Source organism: Pseudoalteromonas sp. NZS11 (genome assembly GCF_015864765.1).
GTDB lineage: Bacteria > Pseudomonadota > Gammaproteobacteria > Enterobacterales > Alteromonadaceae > Pseudoalteromonas > Pseudoalteromonas arctica.
The window spans coordinates 472,857-490,980 of record NZ_JADYWP010000004.1 but is presented as its reverse complement, the minus strand read 5'-3'; the positions used below and the strand labels follow the sequence as shown (position 1 = coordinate 490,980).

17 protein-coding genes are annotated in these 18,124 nt (G+C 39.5%); 4 read left to right on the top strand and 13 right to left on the bottom strand.

Features of this window, described 5'->3' with window-relative positions; all coding sequences use genetic code 11:
* Position 1 precedes the first annotated feature (1 nt).
* The 13 genes from I6E82_RS11840 to hemA all read right to left on the bottom strand — a co-directional run bounded on the left by I6E82_RS11840 (position 2) and on the right by hemA (position 14,783).
* Positions 2-3,310 carry a PKD domain-containing protein gene (locus I6E82_RS11840; RefSeq protein ID WP_197117988.1) on the bottom strand — a complete coding sequence of 1,103 codons (3,309 nt, stop codon included), beginning with the start codon at positions 3,308-3,310 and terminating at the stop codon, positions 2-4.
* 16 nt (positions 3,311-3,326) lie between these two features.
* On the bottom strand, positions 3,327-4,412 hold the full coding sequence (gene rlmM, locus I6E82_RS11835) for a 23S rRNA (cytidine(2498)-2'-O)-methyltransferase RlmM (RefSeq protein WP_007583974.1): 1,086 nt from the start codon (positions 4,410-4,412) through the stop codon (positions 3,327-3,329).
* A 17-nt stretch (positions 4,413-4,429) separates the two neighbouring features.
* The gene (locus tag I6E82_RS11830) at positions 4,430-4,798 is read right to left on the bottom strand and encodes a DUF423 domain-containing protein (protein WP_024591610.1); all 369 of its coding nucleotides are present in this window, start codon (positions 4,796-4,798) and stop codon (positions 4,430-4,432) included.
* A 19-nt stretch (positions 4,799-4,817) separates the two neighbouring features.
* Complete coding sequence (locus I6E82_RS11825; protein ID WP_197117987.1) at positions 4,818-5,453, bottom strand: alpha/beta family hydrolase; 636 nt, start codon at positions 5,451-5,453, stop codon at positions 4,818-4,820.
* Between the two features lie 2 nt (positions 5,454-5,455).
* Positions 5,456-6,358 carry a transcriptional regulator GcvA gene (locus I6E82_RS11820; protein ID WP_002958561.1) on the bottom strand — a complete coding sequence of 301 codons (903 nt, stop codon included), beginning with the start codon at positions 6,356-6,358 and terminating at the stop codon, positions 5,456-5,458.
* A gap of 121 nt (positions 6,359-6,479) precedes the next feature.
* The gene (gene kdsA / locus I6E82_RS11815) at positions 6,480-7,334 is read right to left on the bottom strand and encodes a 3-deoxy-8-phosphooctulonate synthase (protein ID WP_007583968.1); all 855 of its coding nucleotides are present in this window, start codon (positions 7,332-7,334) and stop codon (positions 6,480-6,482) included.
* A 9-nt stretch (positions 7,335-7,343) separates the two neighbouring features.
* Positions 7,344-8,597 (bottom strand): DUF819 family protein, encoded by a 1,254-nt coding sequence (locus I6E82_RS11810; protein ID WP_007583967.1) that lies wholly within the window; start codon positions 8,595-8,597, stop codon positions 7,344-7,346.
* Between the two features lie 14 nt (positions 8,598-8,611).
* Positions 8,612-9,439: a tetratricopeptide repeat protein gene (locus tag I6E82_RS11805; RefSeq protein ID WP_007583966.1), complete on the bottom strand. Its 828-nt coding sequence runs from the start codon at positions 9,437-9,439 to the stop codon at positions 8,612-8,614.
* Between the two features lie 149 nt (positions 9,440-9,588).
* Positions 9,589-9,963, bottom strand: coding sequence for a SirB2 family protein (locus I6E82_RS11800; protein WP_007583965.1), 375 nt, complete (start codon positions 9,961-9,963; stop codon positions 9,589-9,591).
* A gap of 29 nt (positions 9,964-9,992) precedes the next feature.
* On the bottom strand, positions 9,993-11,537 hold the full coding sequence (locus I6E82_RS11795; protein WP_197117986.1) for a response regulator: 1,545 nt from the start codon (positions 11,535-11,537) through the stop codon (positions 9,993-9,995).
* A gap of 54 nt (positions 11,538-11,591) precedes the next feature.
* Positions 11,592-12,431 carry a peptide chain release factor N(5)-glutamine methyltransferase gene (prmC, locus tag I6E82_RS11790; protein ID WP_010554719.1) on the bottom strand — a complete coding sequence of 280 codons (840 nt, stop codon included), beginning with the start codon at positions 12,429-12,431 and terminating at the stop codon, positions 11,592-11,594.
* Between the two features lie 2 nt (positions 12,432-12,433).
* Positions 12,434-13,519, bottom strand: a complete 1,086-nt coding sequence (prfA, locus tag I6E82_RS11785) for a peptide chain release factor 1 (RefSeq protein ID WP_007583962.1) — start codon at positions 13,517-13,519, stop codon at positions 12,434-12,436.
* 7 nt (positions 13,520-13,526) lie between these two features.
* A complete protein-coding gene (gene hemA, locus I6E82_RS11780) occupies positions 13,527-14,783 on the bottom strand; it encodes a glutamyl-tRNA reductase (RefSeq protein ID WP_010554718.1) in 1,257 nt (418 codons plus the stop codon).
* Between the two features lie 83 nt (positions 14,784-14,866).
* Between hemA and lolB the strand changes: the two genes are divergently transcribed.
* The 4 genes from lolB to I6E82_RS11760 all read left to right on the top strand — a co-directional run bounded on the left by lolB (position 14,867) and on the right by I6E82_RS11760 (position 18,111).
* Positions 14,867-15,454: a lipoprotein insertase outer membrane protein LolB gene (gene lolB, locus I6E82_RS11775; RefSeq protein WP_101164113.1), complete on the top strand. Its 588-nt coding sequence runs from the start codon at positions 14,867-14,869 to the stop codon at positions 15,452-15,454.
* Positions 15,455-15,456: 2 nt separating this feature from the next.
* Positions 15,457-16,314, top strand: coding sequence for a 4-(cytidine 5'-diphospho)-2-C-methyl-D-erythritol kinase (gene ispE, locus I6E82_RS11770; RefSeq protein ID WP_169061439.1), 858 nt, complete (start codon positions 15,457-15,459; stop codon positions 16,312-16,314).
* Between the two features lie 88 nt (positions 16,315-16,402).
* Positions 16,403-17,350 carry a ribose-phosphate pyrophosphokinase gene (locus tag I6E82_RS11765; RefSeq protein ID WP_007583957.1) on the top strand — a complete coding sequence of 316 codons (948 nt, stop codon included), beginning with the start codon at positions 16,403-16,405 and terminating at the stop codon, positions 17,348-17,350.
* 149 nt (positions 17,351-17,499) lie between these two features.
* A complete protein-coding gene (locus I6E82_RS11760; protein WP_008171830.1) occupies positions 17,500-18,111 on the top strand; it encodes a 50S ribosomal protein L25/general stress protein Ctc in 612 nt (203 codons plus the stop codon).
* Positions 18,112-18,124: the final 13 nt, after the last annotated feature.

Sequence of the window (18,124 nt, the reverse complement as noted above, 5' to 3'; positions counted from 1 at the left end):
ATTAATGCTCTTTAATTGCTTTTAACTCAGCAATAATTGCACTACTTGGCTGCGCTTCTTTTATATAACTGGGCAGCGTTTCAATATTAGTAGGTGAGCTTTGTAAATTATACACCTTACTATTATTAGTATTTGGCACGCCAAATCGATTACCTGCACTTTGCATATAAAACTGCAAATTAAGCATGCTCCACTCATTTACATCACTAAGTATTGATATTGTATTATCTTGGTTAGTATCAAAGCTGGTTAAGCTTTCGGTGTTAATTGCATTACAGTTAAAATCAACAGGTAGTGAGCCATTTCGATTTAGCCCCTGTGCTTCAAGTATTGTGCTCTCATTTAAATCTGCTGAACTACCACTTGAATAATCAATAATAAAATCATCTGTAGAGCCTAAATGACTATTAGTATTTGGTGTAATATCGCAGCTAGCATTGCCGGGATAAAAACGCTCATAATAACGATCGCCTTCGTTATTACCTATTGTTGATAAACCCGCTAATTGATATAAATAATTCATAGAGCTTAAATGATTAGGCTTAAAGTTAACCTCTTCATCGCCACCATGGTATAAGCCTAAGTTATGGCCTAGCTCATGAAAGATAGTTGATGCTTGATAATTATAAGTTACATTGGTTGCTATTTGCGTATCGAGCGTTAAGCCCCAGCCGCCCATAGTTACCATTAAATCATTACCGCTGATCTCAGCAATACCCGACCCACTAATACTACCATCTTCATTTCCACTACTTGCCATTAATAAGTAATGAAAAATGGGTCTGCGGGTTATATCGGTATATTCCATTTTATAAGCAAACAAATTAGGGCTACTTAAATCGTACTCAAACGGAGTATAACTATTAAAAGGGACAACATTTCCGCCACCTAAATCAAAGTTTTGCGGCGCAATATCGCTATTTTGATCAAATAAGTCACCTACATCAAAATGAACGGTATAGCCTTTACTTGCAAATACACTAACAATTTTTTCAAGTGCAGTTCGATGAGGCGTTATTCCAACATCACTACTATCCATATAATCTATTTCAATAAATATATCTTTTTGTGAAGTACGCGCTCCCCATTCATATAAAGACAGCCCACCAAATGTTGCCCCCTCTACCTCTGCGCAATCTGGAATACCGTCTTCATCATCATCTATTGAGCAAGATATATCGTTAGGCCCTGCCGGAGTATTGAATACTGAGTAGTTCCAGTCTGTATTTTGGTTGGTATCGGTTGCGCCGAGCGTACGCTTTAAGCTGGCGCCCTGCTCTGGCAGTATTTGTGCAGCATTTTCGCCTTGCCACTGCGAGGCTGTTTCAGGCTCTTGGGTTGAATTTCCAAACTTAACAAAGTCGATAGTTTGTGTACCCGCACTATTAAGTAATTCTGCAAAACCATTTATGTACCAATAAGGCCTAATTTGATCATTCGCGCTACCAACAAGCACAAGCTTAGTGTTATTTAATGACGCACTTGCTAAAAAATCATCGCCAAAGCGGCTTTGTAAAATAATATAGGCGCCATTTAAAAGCTCTTTATTAGGCAGCGTAAATATTTGCTCATCACTCAACGTACTATCAGACATATTAATACTGCGAGCTTTAAGAGAGTAGTCTTGTAAATTTACTGTCGCACCGGTGCCGTTATAAAGTTCAATCCAAGGTAAGTCATTACTAAATTGCACAGATGAAAGCTCTGTTATTTTTATATCTTGGCTAGAAGTTGTAAACGAGGTGGCAGTTTGCGCCAAAATAGTTGTGCTATCAAAATTAGCTAAATCAGCTGTAACACGAACAATATATTGAGTGTCTTCATCAAAGCTTGCGCTTAAATTTACAGTATGAAAATAAGTACTTGTGTCGCTGGTAGTACCCGACAAACTTTCAATAGTTAAGGCCAAGCAAGTAGTAAAATTATCTGCTGACACTTGTACGCTTCCAGTACAAGTACCACTGCTAGAGTTAACGGCTAAAGTACTCACGAGCATAATATCTGAAAATGTAATGCTAACAGGGCTATCTACAAAGACTGGGTCATTACTATTTTGGGGCGTTACATTACTAATTGTAGCGGGCGTTGAATCAACAACGGTAACACTCAGTACAAATTCGGTTGTGTCTTTTGTATCTGTCGCCGTTAACGTATAGCTTTGTGGAGTGATACTGTTTGCAGGAGGTGTGTAACTAAAACGTAAGGCTTGGCCATCAATAACACTGATTTGCGCTCCATTTAAATCATCACCAAAGTCAATCTGTACGCTATCGTTATCAGCGTCGCTAACCACTAAACTAAATTCCGTGGCTTGGTTATATTGCACATTTATATTTACATCATCGGCAGCCGGTGGATTATTTGGGGCTAATATTACAACTATTTTCTGGGCGCTATTTGTAGCGTTATCGTCATCGGTAACAGTTACTACAAACGTTACATTGGTATTTTGCGCAACAGTGGGCGCATTAAAGCTAATACTTGTTTCTGTTTGGGTAAATTCAACTACAGGGCCACTTGTTTGCTGCCAGGTTATGTTATTAATACTACCATCGCTGTCTTGTGCATCTGCAACTAGGGTTACACTGTCATCTTTTTCAGCTTCTTCTGGGCCTGTAACAATGACTGTTGGCGCGCTATTTACTTGATTAATTAAAACCGTTTTACTCGCTTGAGCGCTTTTACCGGCATTGTCAGTTACGGTTACGCTAAAGCCTAGCGTTGTATTTTCAGATACATTGGGGGCAGTAAAACTAAGTACACCATCTGACTGGCTAAAATCAACATTATCTCCCGCAGACTGAATCCAACTAATAGTGCTTATGGTTCCATCTGTATCTTGAGCGTTAGCAACTAAGCTTACTTGTGTGTTAGCAAGTGCACTACTTGGGCCTGTAATATTAACTGTAGGTGCATTATTTTGAGAAGTGATAGTGCCTGAAAATACTTGTTGTGCAGTAGCACCTGAATTATCAGTAACAGTAACTGAAAAACTAAAGGTCGTGTCAGTGGTTACACTCGGTGCAGTAGCTGTAAGCGTATTGCCATTAACAATAAATGTAAATTCAGGACCACTAAGTTGTTGCCATTGATAATTGGCTATTTGCCCGTCACTATCACTTGCAAGCGCAGTAATAGTAAACGATTGGTTAGAGACAATAACGTTACTACTAACAGAGAGCGTAACACTGGGCGCAGCGTTACCAGAGGGCGTAGTTGAATCACTACCTTCTCCGCCGCCGCCACAACCTGTGATTAAAAGTGATAAAAAAAGTAAACTTAGCCATTTATTAATATTGTTTTTTACCACTTTTAGCCTCTACATATTAACTATACAAATTTTGTGGCACCTTAGTAACGTTTAAATGAACGGTTATTTCCTCACGATCATGATAGAGATGTTTAGCTTGTAACTCGTAATTAATGCTATGTTTCTCAAGCTCTTTTCTTATCATCGAAAGACATTCATAAACACTATCAAAGCGTTTTTTCATAGGTAGTTTTAAGTTAAATATAAACTCTTTTGCGTATGCATTTACTGCCCAGTCAATCATTAGCGTAGTCACTTTGGTTGGTTTTTCCACCATATCGCACACTAACCAAGTAATATTTCTTTTTTCTGGGCGATATTTAAAACCATCTGCTCTAAAATGTTTAACTTGCCCCGTTTGCATTAAATCGTCATTCATTGGGCCGTTATCAATCGCACTTACAAACATACCACGGCGTACAAGCTGATAAGTCCAACCACCCGGGCATGCACCTAAATCAACACTGCGCATACCTGCTGCCACGCGTGATTCACGTTGTTGCTCAGGAATAAATACATTAAACGCTTCGTCGAGTTTTAACGTTGAACGACTCGGTGCATCGCTTGGCATACGAAGGCGTAAAATACCCATGAAAAATGGAGAATTATTAAAGCTATACGAGTAACCAACATAAGCCGTATTGTTTGTTAAAAACATGACATGCATTACTGGGCGGTTTGCTTTTGGCTCACGCAGTACTGTATTTTGTTTTTCGAGGGCTTTTTTAAGCGGCGTTGATATTTTTTTACAGAACGTTAAAAGCTCTTTGCCTTCATTTGTATCTGGCGTTTCTACGCGCAGTTCTGAGCACAATGTAAAATCTTTAGCAGCTTCAACTACTGCACTTACACGGTCCTCTACTGGCATGTTTTCAAGTAATGTACCGGCAAACCATTGGCGTGCAAACACCATATTTTTAAAATCGACTTTTTTGATTATTTCGTCGCTGTGATGCGCTTCAAAACATTCGTAAACAACATAACCTGTATTTGGCTTTGCTTTTACATACCCTGCAAAACCCTGCTCTGCAGCATGAAACGTTATTTCAGCAGCGGCATCGCTTTCAAAACCACTACGACAATAAATCACAACACTAGACATATTAACCCTTAAACTCTTTAAAACTTAAATCGTGCGACTTGCACTAAAATAACAATCCAACCAATAATAAAGCACAATCCACCAAGCGGTGTTATCGGCCCTAGCCACTTCATATCTGTTAGAGCGAGTAAATATAAACTGCCACTAAAAAGTAGTGTGCCCGTTATAAAAAAACCACCAGCCCAACTCAGGTTTATGCCCCATTTGATTAAAATAGCCACCGCAATAAGTGCAAGGCCATGCACCATTTGATACTCAGCAGCTGTTTTAAAAACCCCTAATGAATACTCCGATAAACGGCTTTTTAAACCATGGGCAGCAAATGCACCTAACATAACCGAGAGCATACAAAAAATACTGCCGGTCATTAAAAATAATTTAATCATCTAATCCCCTAATCGAGTCTTAACACATCTCTACTTGTTGCTTAATAAATTCAACGGCACTTAACGCTGCTGTTTCTCTATTTTGCAGTTCAGTTACGCCACTTTTTTTACGTGGTTTTAATGAATGATCGCCATCAGTCAGCCATGTGAATAAAGGCTGTTTTGGCATTTCCATAGTAAGCAGTTCTTCACGTGTACCAAATGTATCTCGCTCGCCCTGTAATACTAAAAAAGGGCAAACAATATCAGCAAAATGATCGGTGCGTAACTTTTCTGGCTTACCCGGCGGATGAAATGGATAACCAAATGCAATAACACCCGAAAGTCTTTGCTCTGTGCTGCACGCAAGCATTGATGCCATGCGTCCGCCCATCGATTTACCGCCTATAAATAACGGTAAATCTGGCTGCGCCTGCCCAAGCACTTGCTCATAATGAGTAAGTAGCTTTGGCGCTCGCTCTGGAGGCCTACGTTTATTAGTTTGTTTAGCAATTTGCATATATTCAAAATCAAATAAACCAACATCAACACCTTGCTCGCTTATTAATTTTGCCATATGTTGCATAAAGTCAGAATCGCTACCAGCACCTGCACCATGCGCAAATATAAACTGTGCAATTGCAGGTTGTGCGGTGTTTTTAAACCATTCAATCATTATTAATACTCATGTTCTTGCTCATGCTCTACTAAGCTCAGCATCCACTCTTTAAACGAAACTATTTTACCAAGCTCTGTTTGCGATTCGCGAAGCACTAAGTAATATGCATTTTTACTTTCTAGACTGTGATTAAACGGAATAACCAAACGCCCTGCATCTATGTCGGGTTTAGCTAATACACTATTACCAATTGCCACACCTTGCCCATGTACTGCAGCTTGTAACACCATTGATGAGTGACTAAATATAGGCCCTTGATTTACCTGAATGTTACGCACGCCTGCAGTTTTCATCCACGTTTTCCAGTTTTTACGTGTGGTGTCATGCAATAAGGTGTGATGCGCTAAATCACTAGGTTGATCAAGCGGCTTTAATCCGCTTAATAACATAGGACTACAAAGTGGTACTAAATACTCGGTATGAAGTTTGTACGCTTGTACGCCATTCCAATGACCTCTTCCATAGTAAATAGCAATATCTACGTCATCAGTCAGTGAGTTTTCATCTTGATCTTGTGCTTTTATTCGCACGTCTATCTCTGGGTGTAACTCATTAAACAAACTCAAACGAGGCACTAACCACTGAATAGCAAAACTTGGTGTTAGACTAACTGTTAATGAGCCCTTAGCACCACGGGCTAATAGCTTTTCAGTTGCATCAATAAGCTGAGTAAAAATCTCTTTTATATCTAAAAAATAGCCTTGGCCTTCTTCAGTTAATAATAATGAGCGGTTTTTACGTAAAAACAACTTTAAACCTAAATGCTCTTCAAGTGTTTTTATTTGATGACTTACTGCCGCCTGCGTTACATAGAGCTCTTCTGCAGCCTTAGTAAAACTTAAATGACGCGCAGCCGCTTCAAAGGCTTTTAATGCGTTTAATGGAGGTACCCGTCTTGACATAATAACCAAGCTTAGAATTAGTTTTTCTTATGCGTGAGATTATATACATCATATAAGTTTGTGTATATTAAAGGCATAAAAAAAGCGACCTGAGTCGCTTTTTAATAAACATCATGCTTAATTATAAATCGCTTGCACTTGTATCAAGTGGGGCAAAGCTTTTAATTAAATCATCAACCGCTTTCATTTGCGTTAAGTATCCTTCTAACTTACTAAGCGCTAGCGCACATGGGCCATCGCATTTAGCTTCGTTAGGGTTTGGATGCGCCTCAATAAATAAACCTGCAATACCCAGCGCCATACCGCTGCGTGCAAGCTCTGCTGCTTGTGCACGACGACCATCAGCAGAATCAGCTCGGCCACCAGGGCGCTGAAGAGCATGTGTTGCATCAAAAATAACAGGCGCCATTGCTTTCATGTCATCCATACCCAGCATATCAACCACTAGGTTGTTGTAACCAAAGCTAGAACCACGCTCACAAAGTGCGATATTATTATTACCCGCTTCATTAAATTTAGTAATGATATGGCGCATTTCATGTGGCGCTAAAAACTGTGGTTTTTTCACGTTAATAATTGCACCTGTTTTAGCCATCGCCACAACTAAATCTGTTTGACGTGCTAAAAAGGCTGGTAACTGAATTACATCAACAACTTCAGCAACAGGTGCTGCTTGATGCGGTTCGTGTACATCGGTAATAAGCGGTATGTTGAAGGTCTTTTTAATCTCTTCAAATATTTTTAAACCTTCTTCCATACCCGGACCACGGTACGAATTGATTGAAGAACGGTTAGCCTTATCAAATGACGCTTTAAATACATAAGGAATATTAAGTTTCGTCGTAACTTCTACGTAATGCTCTGCAACACGCATAGCTAAATCGCGAGATTCTAATACGTTAATACCACCAAACAATACAAACGGTTTGTTGTTTGCTAGTTCAATTTCATTAATTTTAATAATTTGGTCTTTCATTTAAATTCCTTACGGTGCAACTGCTTGCATCATTAATCCACAAATATAAGCCATATAAGTACCCACACCATAGCCCAGTACAGCTAACAGAACACCAACAGGCGCTAATGACGGATGAAACGCTGATGCTACAACAGGTGCAGACGCTGCGCCGCCCACATTAGCCTGCGAGCCCACAGCCATATAAAATAACGGTGCTTTAATTAGTTTAGCTACTACTAACATTATGCTTGCATGCACTAACATCCAAATGGCACCAACTAAAAATAACCCTGGGTTATTAAAAATAGCGGTTACATTCATATGCAAACCAATCGATGCAACTAAAATATACAAAAAGCTAGAGGCTACTTTTGAAGCGCCAAACGCTTCTATTTGTCTAACTTTAGTAAACGATAAGCCTATGCCAATCGTTGTTGATATAACAATTAGCCAAAAGAATTTACTGTTTAAGCTGTATTCTTTTGCCCACTCATAAGTCGTGCCAAAGTACGGACCTAAAAAGTCAGCACAAAAATGCGCTAAACCGGTTATACCAAATGCAATTGCAAGCAGCGTCATATAATCGTTAAGAGTAGGAATACGTGCGTGTTCAGCGTGATAGGCTTCAACACGTTTTTTTAAATCTTCAATTGCGCTTGTATCAGCACCCGTAGCTGCATCAATCTTTTTATGGTTTGCTGCCATTAACAATAAAACAGCCATCCAAATATTCGCGACGATTACATCTACTGTAATCATTACAGAAAATATATCACCACCAACTTCAAACATCTCTTTCATTGATGCTTGGTTAGCACCACCGCCAATCCAGCTACCCGCAACGGTTGTCATACCGCGCCATACTGCATCGGGCCCATGACCACCAACAATACTTGGATCAAATGCACTCACGACTAAAATAGCTAATGGCCCACCAATAACAATGCCCAATGTACCCACTAAAAACATAATGAGCGCTTTAGGGCCTAAGTTAATAATAGCTTTTAAATCAATACTAATGGTAAGCAGTATTAAACAAGCAGGCAGTAAGTAGCGCGAAGCCACATAATAAACATTAGATTTATTACCATCTACAATACCAAAGGTATTTAATAACGAAGGTAAAAAGTAACACAGTAGTAAAGCAGGTACGTATTTATAAAATCGTTTTAAAGCTGGACGCTCACTGTTTGAGGTTTTAAAAATAAACCCCAAAATAATAGCAAGCAAACCAAGCACAACGGCATCATTTGTAATTAATGCGCTTTGAGTTTCAACCATAATTATTCCTATTCTTAATGGTGCGTTTTATTATTATCTTCTAGTTCTTCTATTTGGTGTTGAATAATCTCTATTGCAGGATCGTCCGGACACTCATCGACAAAAAACTGTAAATCATCACGTGCCATTTTAGGGCAACCGAGCTGATTTAATAAGTAACCTCTGTCGCGTCTCTCATACGGGTCGTCGCCTATTAGCTCCATTAGCATCTCTACACAGGTCAAAGCATGACCAAATTTATTTTCGCTAATGAAAGACCATTTTTGCTGAGCTAAAAATAGCTTATATACTTCGTCATCAAAAATTAACTCTAAAGGCTCTTGTTCTTGCCCATCATCTTCATCTGCGTTTTCAGGGATGATATACCAGCTTTGTTGCCCGCTGCTTGGCTCAATTATGTAGCCCTCTTCATCACTTATCGCCACATGAACACCAACATCACCCAGCGTAAGACTAAGATTTGCATCAAAGTTAGCTTGTTGTAAAAAGTGACAAAGTATAATTGCAAGCGTTGTTGGTGAGCCACTACGCATAGAAAGCGTATAGCTTAATGTATTTAATTTGTATTCTGGCACTTTTAAGCCTGAGGCACTAAATAGCCAATCGCTGTAAAACATATCTAATAATTTTTCGAAGCGATCGTGCTCATCACTCACTTTTAAACACAGCGCTGAAATTTGCTGTTCAAAGTCAGTTAAAGTTTCATAACATGGTGTTAAATCTATCTGAGGGTCCCATTTTGACTCTGCTTTAATACAGCGGTAAATCGCTGGAGGTGTAAATTCATCGTAAGCATCATCAAGATAAGATTCATCGTGTTCGTCAAACCCGAGGGTAGTCATTAATACTGCAACATTTTAGAAAACGAAGGCGTAGTTTACCTAACTTTAAAGCTATATACCAATATAGAGATGTTTTTGAATACTTTCTGAGAGAGAGTCGTATTTGAGCTTTATAAAACAACTATAAAGCTCAAATAGTCAGGTATTACTTAAAGCAAAAAAGCTGATTTAGACGTCGCTAAATAACCTATCGCTAAAATAACAGCAGTGTTAACTAAAACGTAAGCAACTTTAGCCGTCATTTTAGTTTGTCTGGCGCTTTTAGCCCCAATACCAATATATATAACCACTAAAACTATTTTTTCTAATAGCCAATATTGTTCAAACGGGTTAATTTTAGCCATAAATATAAGCGTAAGTGCAGACACTAATAGCAAAGTATCTATACTATGACTACCAATCATTACCGCTTTATTTTTTGCTAATTTACCACTGCCCATTCGCGAAAATGCGCGAACATAAAATAAAATCACACTCAACATCGCAATTGCCATGTGTGAATGCTTTACTGCTAAATAATCCATATGCCCCTGTACTTCTGTTTTATAAAAATTTAATCAGGAAAACGGTTAAGAACCGCTTCTAACTCATCAAGCTTCTCGTTAAATACTTCAACCAATTTTGGTTCAAAGTGTGTGCCTTCTTGAGCGTTAATTTCATCAACTACGTTTTGCAGTGTCCAAGGTTCTTTATAGCATCGTTTATGGCGAAGTGCATCGTATACATCAGCAAGTGCAACTATACGACCAAATACATTAATTGCGTTTCCGCTTAAACCTTGTGGGTAACCAGAGCCATCCCATTTTTCATGATGCTCTTTTGCAATAATTGCGCCTGCACTAACAATCTCATGCGGCGAGTCTTTTAAAATAGTATAGCCTTTATCAGTATGGGTTTTCATCACTTCCCATTCTTGGGCGTCTAACTTTGCTGGTTTATTTAATACCGCATCAGGAATGCCCACTTTGCCTACATCATGAAGAGGCGACGCCAACCTTACTAAATCAGCATCATGCTTAGATAAGCCATACCCTTGTGCCAATATATGACAAATATGTGCTACACGCTTAACATGATTACCCGTTTCTGTTGAGCGTTGCTCTACCGCTTCACTTAACCTGTAAACAAGCTCTTGTTGCGTTGCTTCTATTTCAGACTGAAGTTGTACATTTTCAAACGCAAGTTGCACATTTTGAGAAAAAATCTTAATTAAATGGCGCTGAGTATCCGTTAAATCCTTTGGAATACCTGATATAAATAGCATCGAATTATGATTGTACTCACTGCTACAATACGCAAATAAGTAGTTATCTTTATAAATAATGCTTTTTTCATTAAGCGCCTGATGACATGCACTTAACTGTTCAGCTTGTAATACCTCATCGAGCTCTTTACCTTCACTTTTTTCAAAGTCACCGGTACCCGAGCAAACAATTAATTTTTTATTATTTTGTGCTTCAGGATTTTGCGCAACTAAAGTAGTTGCATACATAGCTTGATCAGCAATACCAAGTAAAGAAGTTAACTGCTGCATAACGCCTTCAATAAAGTGCTCTATTGAATGCGCAGAAAAAATATCACGGGACGCTATAATTATTTTCTCAAGCCCTTCGCGTGACTGCTCAATCGAAATAATATCCCGATACGAGCGCAGGCTCGACATAATAACAGTAAATAACTTTTGAGCCGTTAGCTCTGTTTTAGATTTGTAATCGTTAATATCATAATTAATAATTACTTGTCGTTCAGGTGCTTGACCAGGTTGACCCGTTCTTAAAATAATTCGAATATGATTATTTTTAGCTTCTTCACGAATAAACTTAGCAACTTGCAAACCGGCATCATCGGTCTCCATTACTACATCAAGTAGTACAATGGCTGCATCTGGATGCTCTTTCACAAGCTCTTTTGCTTCAGCACCTGAGTACGCACTAATAAATTCTAAGCGTTTATTTTGAAACTCAAAATCACTCAACGCTAGTTTTGTAACAGCATGAACTTCAGGTTCATCATCAACGATTAATACTTTCCAGGTACCGAGTTCAATCTCATTGATTGCTTCTTCTGGCTCATCTGAAAATAAAAAATCACCCATCATAGTCGAAATTCCTTCATGGCATTATTTAACGCACTAGCAGGCAATTATTATTCTTTAGGGCCACTGTGCAAACGTTACACGGTCATTATCACCAAAGTCTTTTACTGTTTTAATATTCACAAATGCCATTTTTTTGAAAAAATGACGAACAGCTTCACCTTGCTCAAAACCGTGTTCTATTAAAAGATAGCCACTAGATAACAAATAGTCACGTGATTGTGTAATTATTTGTTTAATATCAGACATTCCACAATCATCAGCCACTAATGCCGACAAAGGCTCAAAGCGCACATCGCCCTGATTTAAATGTATATCACTGCTTTCAATATAAGGCGGGTTGGTAACAATTAGGTTGAATTTCTCACCATGTAACTCGCTAAACCAGTTGCTTTGCTTAACGTGTACATTATTAATTGCCAATCGCTGCTGGTTACGTGTAGCCAGTGCAACTGCATCGCTTACTCTATCTACTGCAATAATTTGCCAATTAGGCATTTCGCTACCCAATGCCAGCGCTATTGCACCAGTACCCGTGCCTAAATCAAGCACTTTAGCTGTAGCAGGTACAGCCACTTCAAGCGCTTGTTCTACTAACGTTTCGGTATCTGGTCGAGGTATTAAAGTTGTTGCGTTAACTTCAAGCGATAAGCTCCAAAATTCACGTTGCCCCGTAATATGTGCAACAGGTTCACCGTTTAAACGTCTTTGGCAAAAGGTATTAAATTGCTGTTGTTGTTCGGCATTAAGCGCATGCTCTGGCCAAGTAAAAAGGTAACTGTGAGGTTTTTGAAGAATATGTAGAAGTAAAACTTGTGCGTCTAATTTAGCACTTTCGCTGCTAGGTGCTAATAAATTAGCGCCTGCAGCAATAGCTTGTTCAAGAGTTTGGCTCACGATTACTCGTCGCCCATAGCCGCTAATAAGTCAGCTTGATGTTCTTGCATTAATGGGTCAATAACGCAGCTTAAATCACCCGCTACCACTTCATTCAAACGATAAAGTGTTAAGTTAATACGGTGATCGGTAATACGACCTTGTGGGTAGTTATAAGTACGGATACGTTCAGAACGATCGCCACTACCTACTAAGTCACGACGTTCAGATGCTTCTGCCGCATGGCGCTTTTCATCTTCAGCCTGTTGCAAACGTGCTGCAAGTACTGACATCGCTTTAGCACGGTTTTTATGCTGTGAACGTTGATCCTGACACTCAACCACAACACCGGTAGGTATATGTGTAAGTCGAATAGCAGAATCTGTTTTATTAACGTGCTGACCACCTGCGCCTGATGCACGAAATGTATCAACTTTTAAATCTGCGGTATTAATTTGTATCGCTTCTGCCTCTGGTACTTCCGCCATTACCGCAACAGTACATGCAGAGGTATGAACTCGCCCTTGTGACTCAGTTTCTGGCACACGTTGTACGCGGTGTACACCTGATTCAAACTTTAATTGACCGTAAACGCCTTCGCCACTAATATTTGCAATAACTTCTTTGTAACCACCGTGCTCACCTTCATTGGTGCTCACAACTTCTACTTTCCATTTTTTAGTTTCTGCATAGCGGCTGTACATACGGAATAAGTCGCCAGCAAAAATAGCCGCTTCATCACCGCCTGTTCCAGCGCGTACTTCAACAAACACGTTGTTATTATCTCGCGGATCTTTTGGCAACATTAATACTTGAATTTGATCTTCAATTACCAAAATTTGTGCTTTAGCTTCTTTATATTCTTCTTGCGCCATTTCACGCATTTCAGGGTCAGAATCTTTAAGCATTTCTTCTGCACTGGCTAAATCATCTTGCGTTTCTTTGTAAGTTAAAAACGTTTTTACAATCTCTTCAAGCTCAGAGTATTCTTTTGAAAGCCCACGAAAACGATTTTGATCACTAATGACCGACGGGTCGCTTAGTAGCGCTTGTACTTCTTCGTAACGCTCTACTAAGGTTTCTAATTTATTATAAACAGACTCTTTCATTTAACGGTTATTCCTGATCAATACCTAACATTTTTTTCAACTGGTTTAGCTGCGCCACTTCACCTTTTTTCGCTGCGTCTTGTATTGCACGGGTAGGCGCGTGCATTAAGCGATTGGTTAATTTATTGGCGAGCTCTAATATAATTTTTTCTGCATCTTTACCTGTATTTAGCTGACTAACAGCACGCTCTACAAGTTCTGACTTAATTGTTTGTACATCATTTCGATAATGGCGGATTAAATCTACCGAATCGAGTGAGCGCATCCACATTGCAAATTCTTTGGTGCGTTCAGTAATAATTATTTGCGCTTGCTGTGCAGCTTGCTCACGCGCTGCCATATTCTCGCTTACAATGGTTTGTAAGTCATCAACGGAATATAAATAGGCAGCATCTAGCTCACCTACTTGGCTTTCTATATCGCGCGGAACCGCAATATCTATAAATAGCATAGGCTTGTGACGGCGCTGCTTAAGCGCTTGCTCAACCACCCCTTTACCAATAATAGGTAAAGTACTGGCGGTAGAACTAATGACTATATCGGCTTCATGTAAACGTTCTGGTAACTGTGCAAGTGCGATAACATCTGCCGACACTTCATCAGCAAGGCTGCGAGCACGTTCAATTGTTCTATTAGCTACCGTTATTTTTTTAGGCTCATTTTGATATAAATGTTTAGCAACCAGTTCAATGGTTTCACCAGCACCAATCAATAACACATTGGTTTGATCAAGCTTGCCATAAATATGTTTTGCTAAATTAACAGCCGCAAATGCAACCGACACGGCACTTGCGCCTATATTTGTTTCAGTGCGAACTTGTTTTGCTACCGAAAAGGTTTTTTGAAACAACCTATCAAAAGTAACCCCTATTGCATCGTGGGTTTTAGCACTAAAAAACGATTGCTTTATTTGCCCTAAAATTTGCGGCTCGCCTAACACAAGAGAATCCAACCCACACGCTACGCGCATTAAGTGGTTAATGGCGTCATTACCTTCATGGCAGTATATATTGCTGCTCAGTTCATGTTCATCCAAACCATGGAAACTGGCAAGCCACGTTAACAGTGTTTGGGAATTTTGCTGAGCGAGGCTACAATAGATCTCGGTTCGATTACAGGTAGACACAATAACCGCTTCATTAAAGTCGGCATGGCCACTTAATTGTTGCAACGCCTCTGAAATTTGCTCAGGCGAAAAAGCCACTTTTTCACGTAATTCTACGGATGCGGTTTTGTGATTTATACCTAGTGCTATTATGGTCATATTTGCCAAATATTGCTGAGCCCTACTTCAAAGGCGGTAATTTTACCAAAAATCAGCGGAATATGGAAAGTAAGGAACAACATTTGATTCGACAATATTTGATTTTATTCATGTTTTTTTTATTATTAGGTGGCTGTGCCCATCAAATTGATACAAAAACAACACTTTATGATGATTGGAAGCCACGTTTAGCTGCTCAAAAAACTTGGCAGGTCGAGGGTAAACTCGCGTTTATAAGCCCAGAAGAGCGTCAATCTGCAAACTTAAATTGGCAGCAAACAACAAATTCCAATAATTTAATACTGACTACTTTTATTGGTACTCGTATTTTGTCGCTTAAACAAACAGCAAATGGTGCTGAATTAGAGTTTGACGGCGATGAGTACTTTGATACTAATGCTGCAGAGCTTTTAAAGCGTTTAACGGGTTTTACGCTCCCTGTTGATAACGCCGATAACTGGCTTAAGGGCACCATTGACGATCAAAGTTTAGTCGTTGATGAACTAGGCCGTGCAAAGCAAGTATTATGGTTTGATAATACAGGCAAGAAATGGCAAATAGATTACGGCACTTACGTACAAAACGCAGGTTACTGGTTACCAACTAAACTGACGTTAAAGCATCAACAAATAAAAATAAAAATTCAACTCTACGATTGGCAGTTTAAATAAGTATGAATAACAAAACCTCTTTTTCACTTATTGCCCCGGCAAAACTCAATTTATTTTTACATATTAATGCTCGCCGAGAAGATGGCTATCATGAACTAGAAACCTTATTTACTTTTTTAAATTTTGGTGATGAGTTGCATTTTGAGCTAACAACAGACGGTGGTATTTCTGTCGGTGGTGATACTAAAGACATACCCCTAAATGATAATCTCATCTATAAAGCGGCTTTATTATTACAAACACACTGTAAAACCTCTTTGGGTGTAAAAATAAATTTAATTAAACGCTTACCGATGGGCGGAGGTGTTGGAGGTGGTTCATCCGACGCCGCAAGTACTTTATTAGCCCTAAATAAATTATGGAAATTAGAACTAAATTTAGAAATTCTAGCCCAATTAGGACTTAAATTAGGGGCTGATGTTCCGGTGTTCATACAAGGGCAAAGCGCCATAGCGCATGGTATTGGTGAGAAATTACACCAGGTAGAACTTGAACAAAAATGGTACTGCGTTGTACACCCAAACCAACATGTAAGTACCGCAAAAATATTTACACATCCAGATTTAAAACGCGACACACCAAAAATAATAGGCGATTGGAAACACCATACTTTAACCAACGATTGTGAGCCTTTAGTTAAAAAGCTTTGCCCCGAGGTTGAAAAAACCCTCCAGTGGTTGCTAAAATACGCACCGTCGAAGATGACCGGAACAGGTTCATGTTGTTTTGTCGAATTTGCTAGTCAAGTTCAAGCACAAGATGTACTTGAAAATCTCCCCCATACTTGGCAGGGTTTTGTGGCTTCAAGCGCAAATGTCTCACCTGCTCATACGGAGTTAACCGCCATATTCGATCAATGAAGTAACGTACAAGTAATCATAAGTTAACTCGCAGTGGTATTTATCATTGCCCGTTAGTCCAAATATTCAGTGCCTGAGGAACCCTACCGTGCCTGACATGAAGCTCTTCGCTGGTAACGCAACACCTGAGTTAGCTCAAAAAGTTGCAAAACGTTTATATATTGAATTAGGCGATGCTGTTGTTGGCCGTTTTAGCGACGGTGAGATCAGTGTTCAAATAAATGAAAATGTTCGTGGCTCGGACGTTTTTATCTTGCAATCAACCTGTGCCCCTACAAACGATAACCTAATGGAACTTATCGTTATGGTTGATGCTCTACGTCGTGCATCTGCAGGTCGTATTACTGCCGTCATTCCTTATTTTGGTTATGCGCGCCAAGACCGTCGTGTACGTTCTGCCCGTGTTCCAATTACCGCTAAAGTTGTTGCCGATTTCTTATCAAGCGTTGGTGTTGACCGTGTTCTTACGGTTGATTTACACGCTGAACAAATCCAAGGCTTCTTTGATGTACCAGTAGACAACGTATTTGGCAGCCCTGTATTACTTGAAGATATGAAAGAACGCGACTTTGAAGACGTCGTTGTTGTATCTCCAGATATTGGTGGTGTTGTACGCGCACGTGCAATTGCAAAACTACTAAACGATACCGATTTAGCAATCATTGATAAACGTCGCCCTCAAGCAAACGTTTCTCAAGTAATGCACATAATTGGTGACGTTGAAGGTCGTGATTGTATTATCGTAGATGATATGATTGATACCGGTGGTACGTTATGTAAAGCCGCAGAAGCACTTAAAGAACATGGCGCTAAGCGCGTATTTGCATACGCAACGCACCCTATTCTTTCAGGTAAAGCAGCAGAAAACTTACGTGACTCGATGATTGACGAAGTAATTGTAACTGACTCAATTCCGCTATCTGACGAGCTTAAAGCCCTTGATAAAATTAAGGTACTTACGCTTGCTGACATGTTAGCAGAGACTATTCGTCGTATTAGTAACGAAGAATCTATCTCAGCGATGTTTGAACACTAAAATTAAACATTCCTGAGTATAAAAGCGCCTTTTGGCGCTTTTTTTGTAAGCGATGTTTATTTTGTCTGGGCGTGGTGGTATGATAGCGCGCCTTTTGGCTAGGGACCTTGGTCGCAAAGGCCCTACACATTTTAATAACTGGAGACATCATGTCTAACAAAACTTATACATATAACGCTGAACTTCGCGTAGAAACTGGTACTGGTGCGAGCCGCCGCCTACGTCGCGAAGACAAAGTTCCTGCAATCCTTTACGGAGCTGACAAAGAAGCTTTATCTCTTACTTTTGCTCATAAAGATATGATCAAAGCACAAGAAGACGAAGGTTTTTACACGCATATCCTTACGCTTAACGTAGATGGCGAAGCTGTTGAAGTAATCTTAAAAGATATCCAACGTCACCCATTCAAGCCTAAGCTTACTCACCTTGATTTCCAACGTGTAGATGCTACTCATAAATTTCAAACTAAAGTTCCTCTTCACTTCATCGGTGAAGATATTGTAACTAAAGCTGGCGCAACTGTTGTTCACCAGTTAACTGAAGTTGAAATTACGTGTCTTCCAAAAGCACTTCCAGAATTCATTGAAGTAGATGTTTCTAAGTTTGTTGTTGGCGATTCTGTTCATATTTCTGACCTTACTTTCCCTAAAGGCGTTAGCTCTGTAGATTTAGGTAAAGGCGAAGGCCATGATCAGTCTATCCTGACTATCAAAGCAAACAAAGCAGCTCCAGTTGAAGACGACGCTGCAGCAGCAGAATAATTTTTAAGGTCTC

What these genes read in the sequence shown, in the direction of transcription:
- rlmM (WP_007583974.1), bottom strand. Translation starts at nt 4,412, where the DNA reads ATGTCTAGTGTTGTGATTTATTGTCGTAGTGGTTTTGAAAGCGATGCC.
- I6E82_RS11830 (WP_024591610.1), bottom strand. Translation starts at nt 4,798, where the DNA reads ATGATTAAATTATTTTTAATGACCGGCAGTATTTTTTGTATGCTCTCG.
- I6E82_RS11825 (WP_197117987.1), bottom strand. Translation starts at nt 5,453, where the DNA reads ATGATTGAATGGTTTAAAAACACCGCACAACCTGCAATTGCACAGTTT.
- I6E82_RS11820 (WP_002958561.1), bottom strand. Translation starts at nt 6,358, where the DNA reads ATGTCAAGACGGGTACCTCCATTAAACGCATTAAAAGCCTTTGAAGCG.
- kdsA (WP_007583968.1), bottom strand. Translation starts at nt 7,334, where the DNA reads ATGAAAGACCAAATTATTAAAATTAATGAAATTGAACTAGCAAACAAC.
- I6E82_RS11810 (WP_007583967.1), bottom strand. Translation starts at nt 8,597, where the DNA reads ATGGTTGAAACTCAAAGCGCATTAATTACAAATGATGCCGTTGTGCTT.
- I6E82_RS11805 (WP_007583966.1), bottom strand. Translation starts at nt 9,439, where the DNA reads ATGACTACCCTCGGGTTTGACGAACACGATGAATCTTATCTTGATGAT.
- I6E82_RS11800 (WP_007583965.1), bottom strand. Translation starts at nt 9,963, where the DNA reads ATGGATTATTTAGCAGTAAAGCATTCACACATGGCAATTGCGATGTTG.
- I6E82_RS11795 (WP_197117986.1), bottom strand. Translation starts at nt 11,537, where the DNA reads ATGATGGGTGATTTTTTATTTTCAGATGAGCCAGAAGAAGCAATCAAT.
- prfA (WP_007583962.1), bottom strand. Translation starts at nt 13,519, where the DNA reads ATGAAAGAGTCTGTTTATAATAAATTAGAAACCTTAGTAGAGCGTTAC.
- hemA (WP_010554718.1), bottom strand. Translation starts at nt 14,783, where the DNA reads ATGACCATAATAGCACTAGGTATAAATCACAAAACCGCATCCGTAGAA.
- ispE (WP_169061439.1), top strand. Translation starts at nt 15,457, where the DNA reads ATGAATAACAAAACCTCTTTTTCACTTATTGCCCCGGCAAAACTCAAT.
- I6E82_RS11760 (WP_008171830.1), top strand. Translation starts at nt 17,500, where the DNA reads ATGTCTAACAAAACTTATACATATAACGCTGAACTTCGCGTAGAAACT.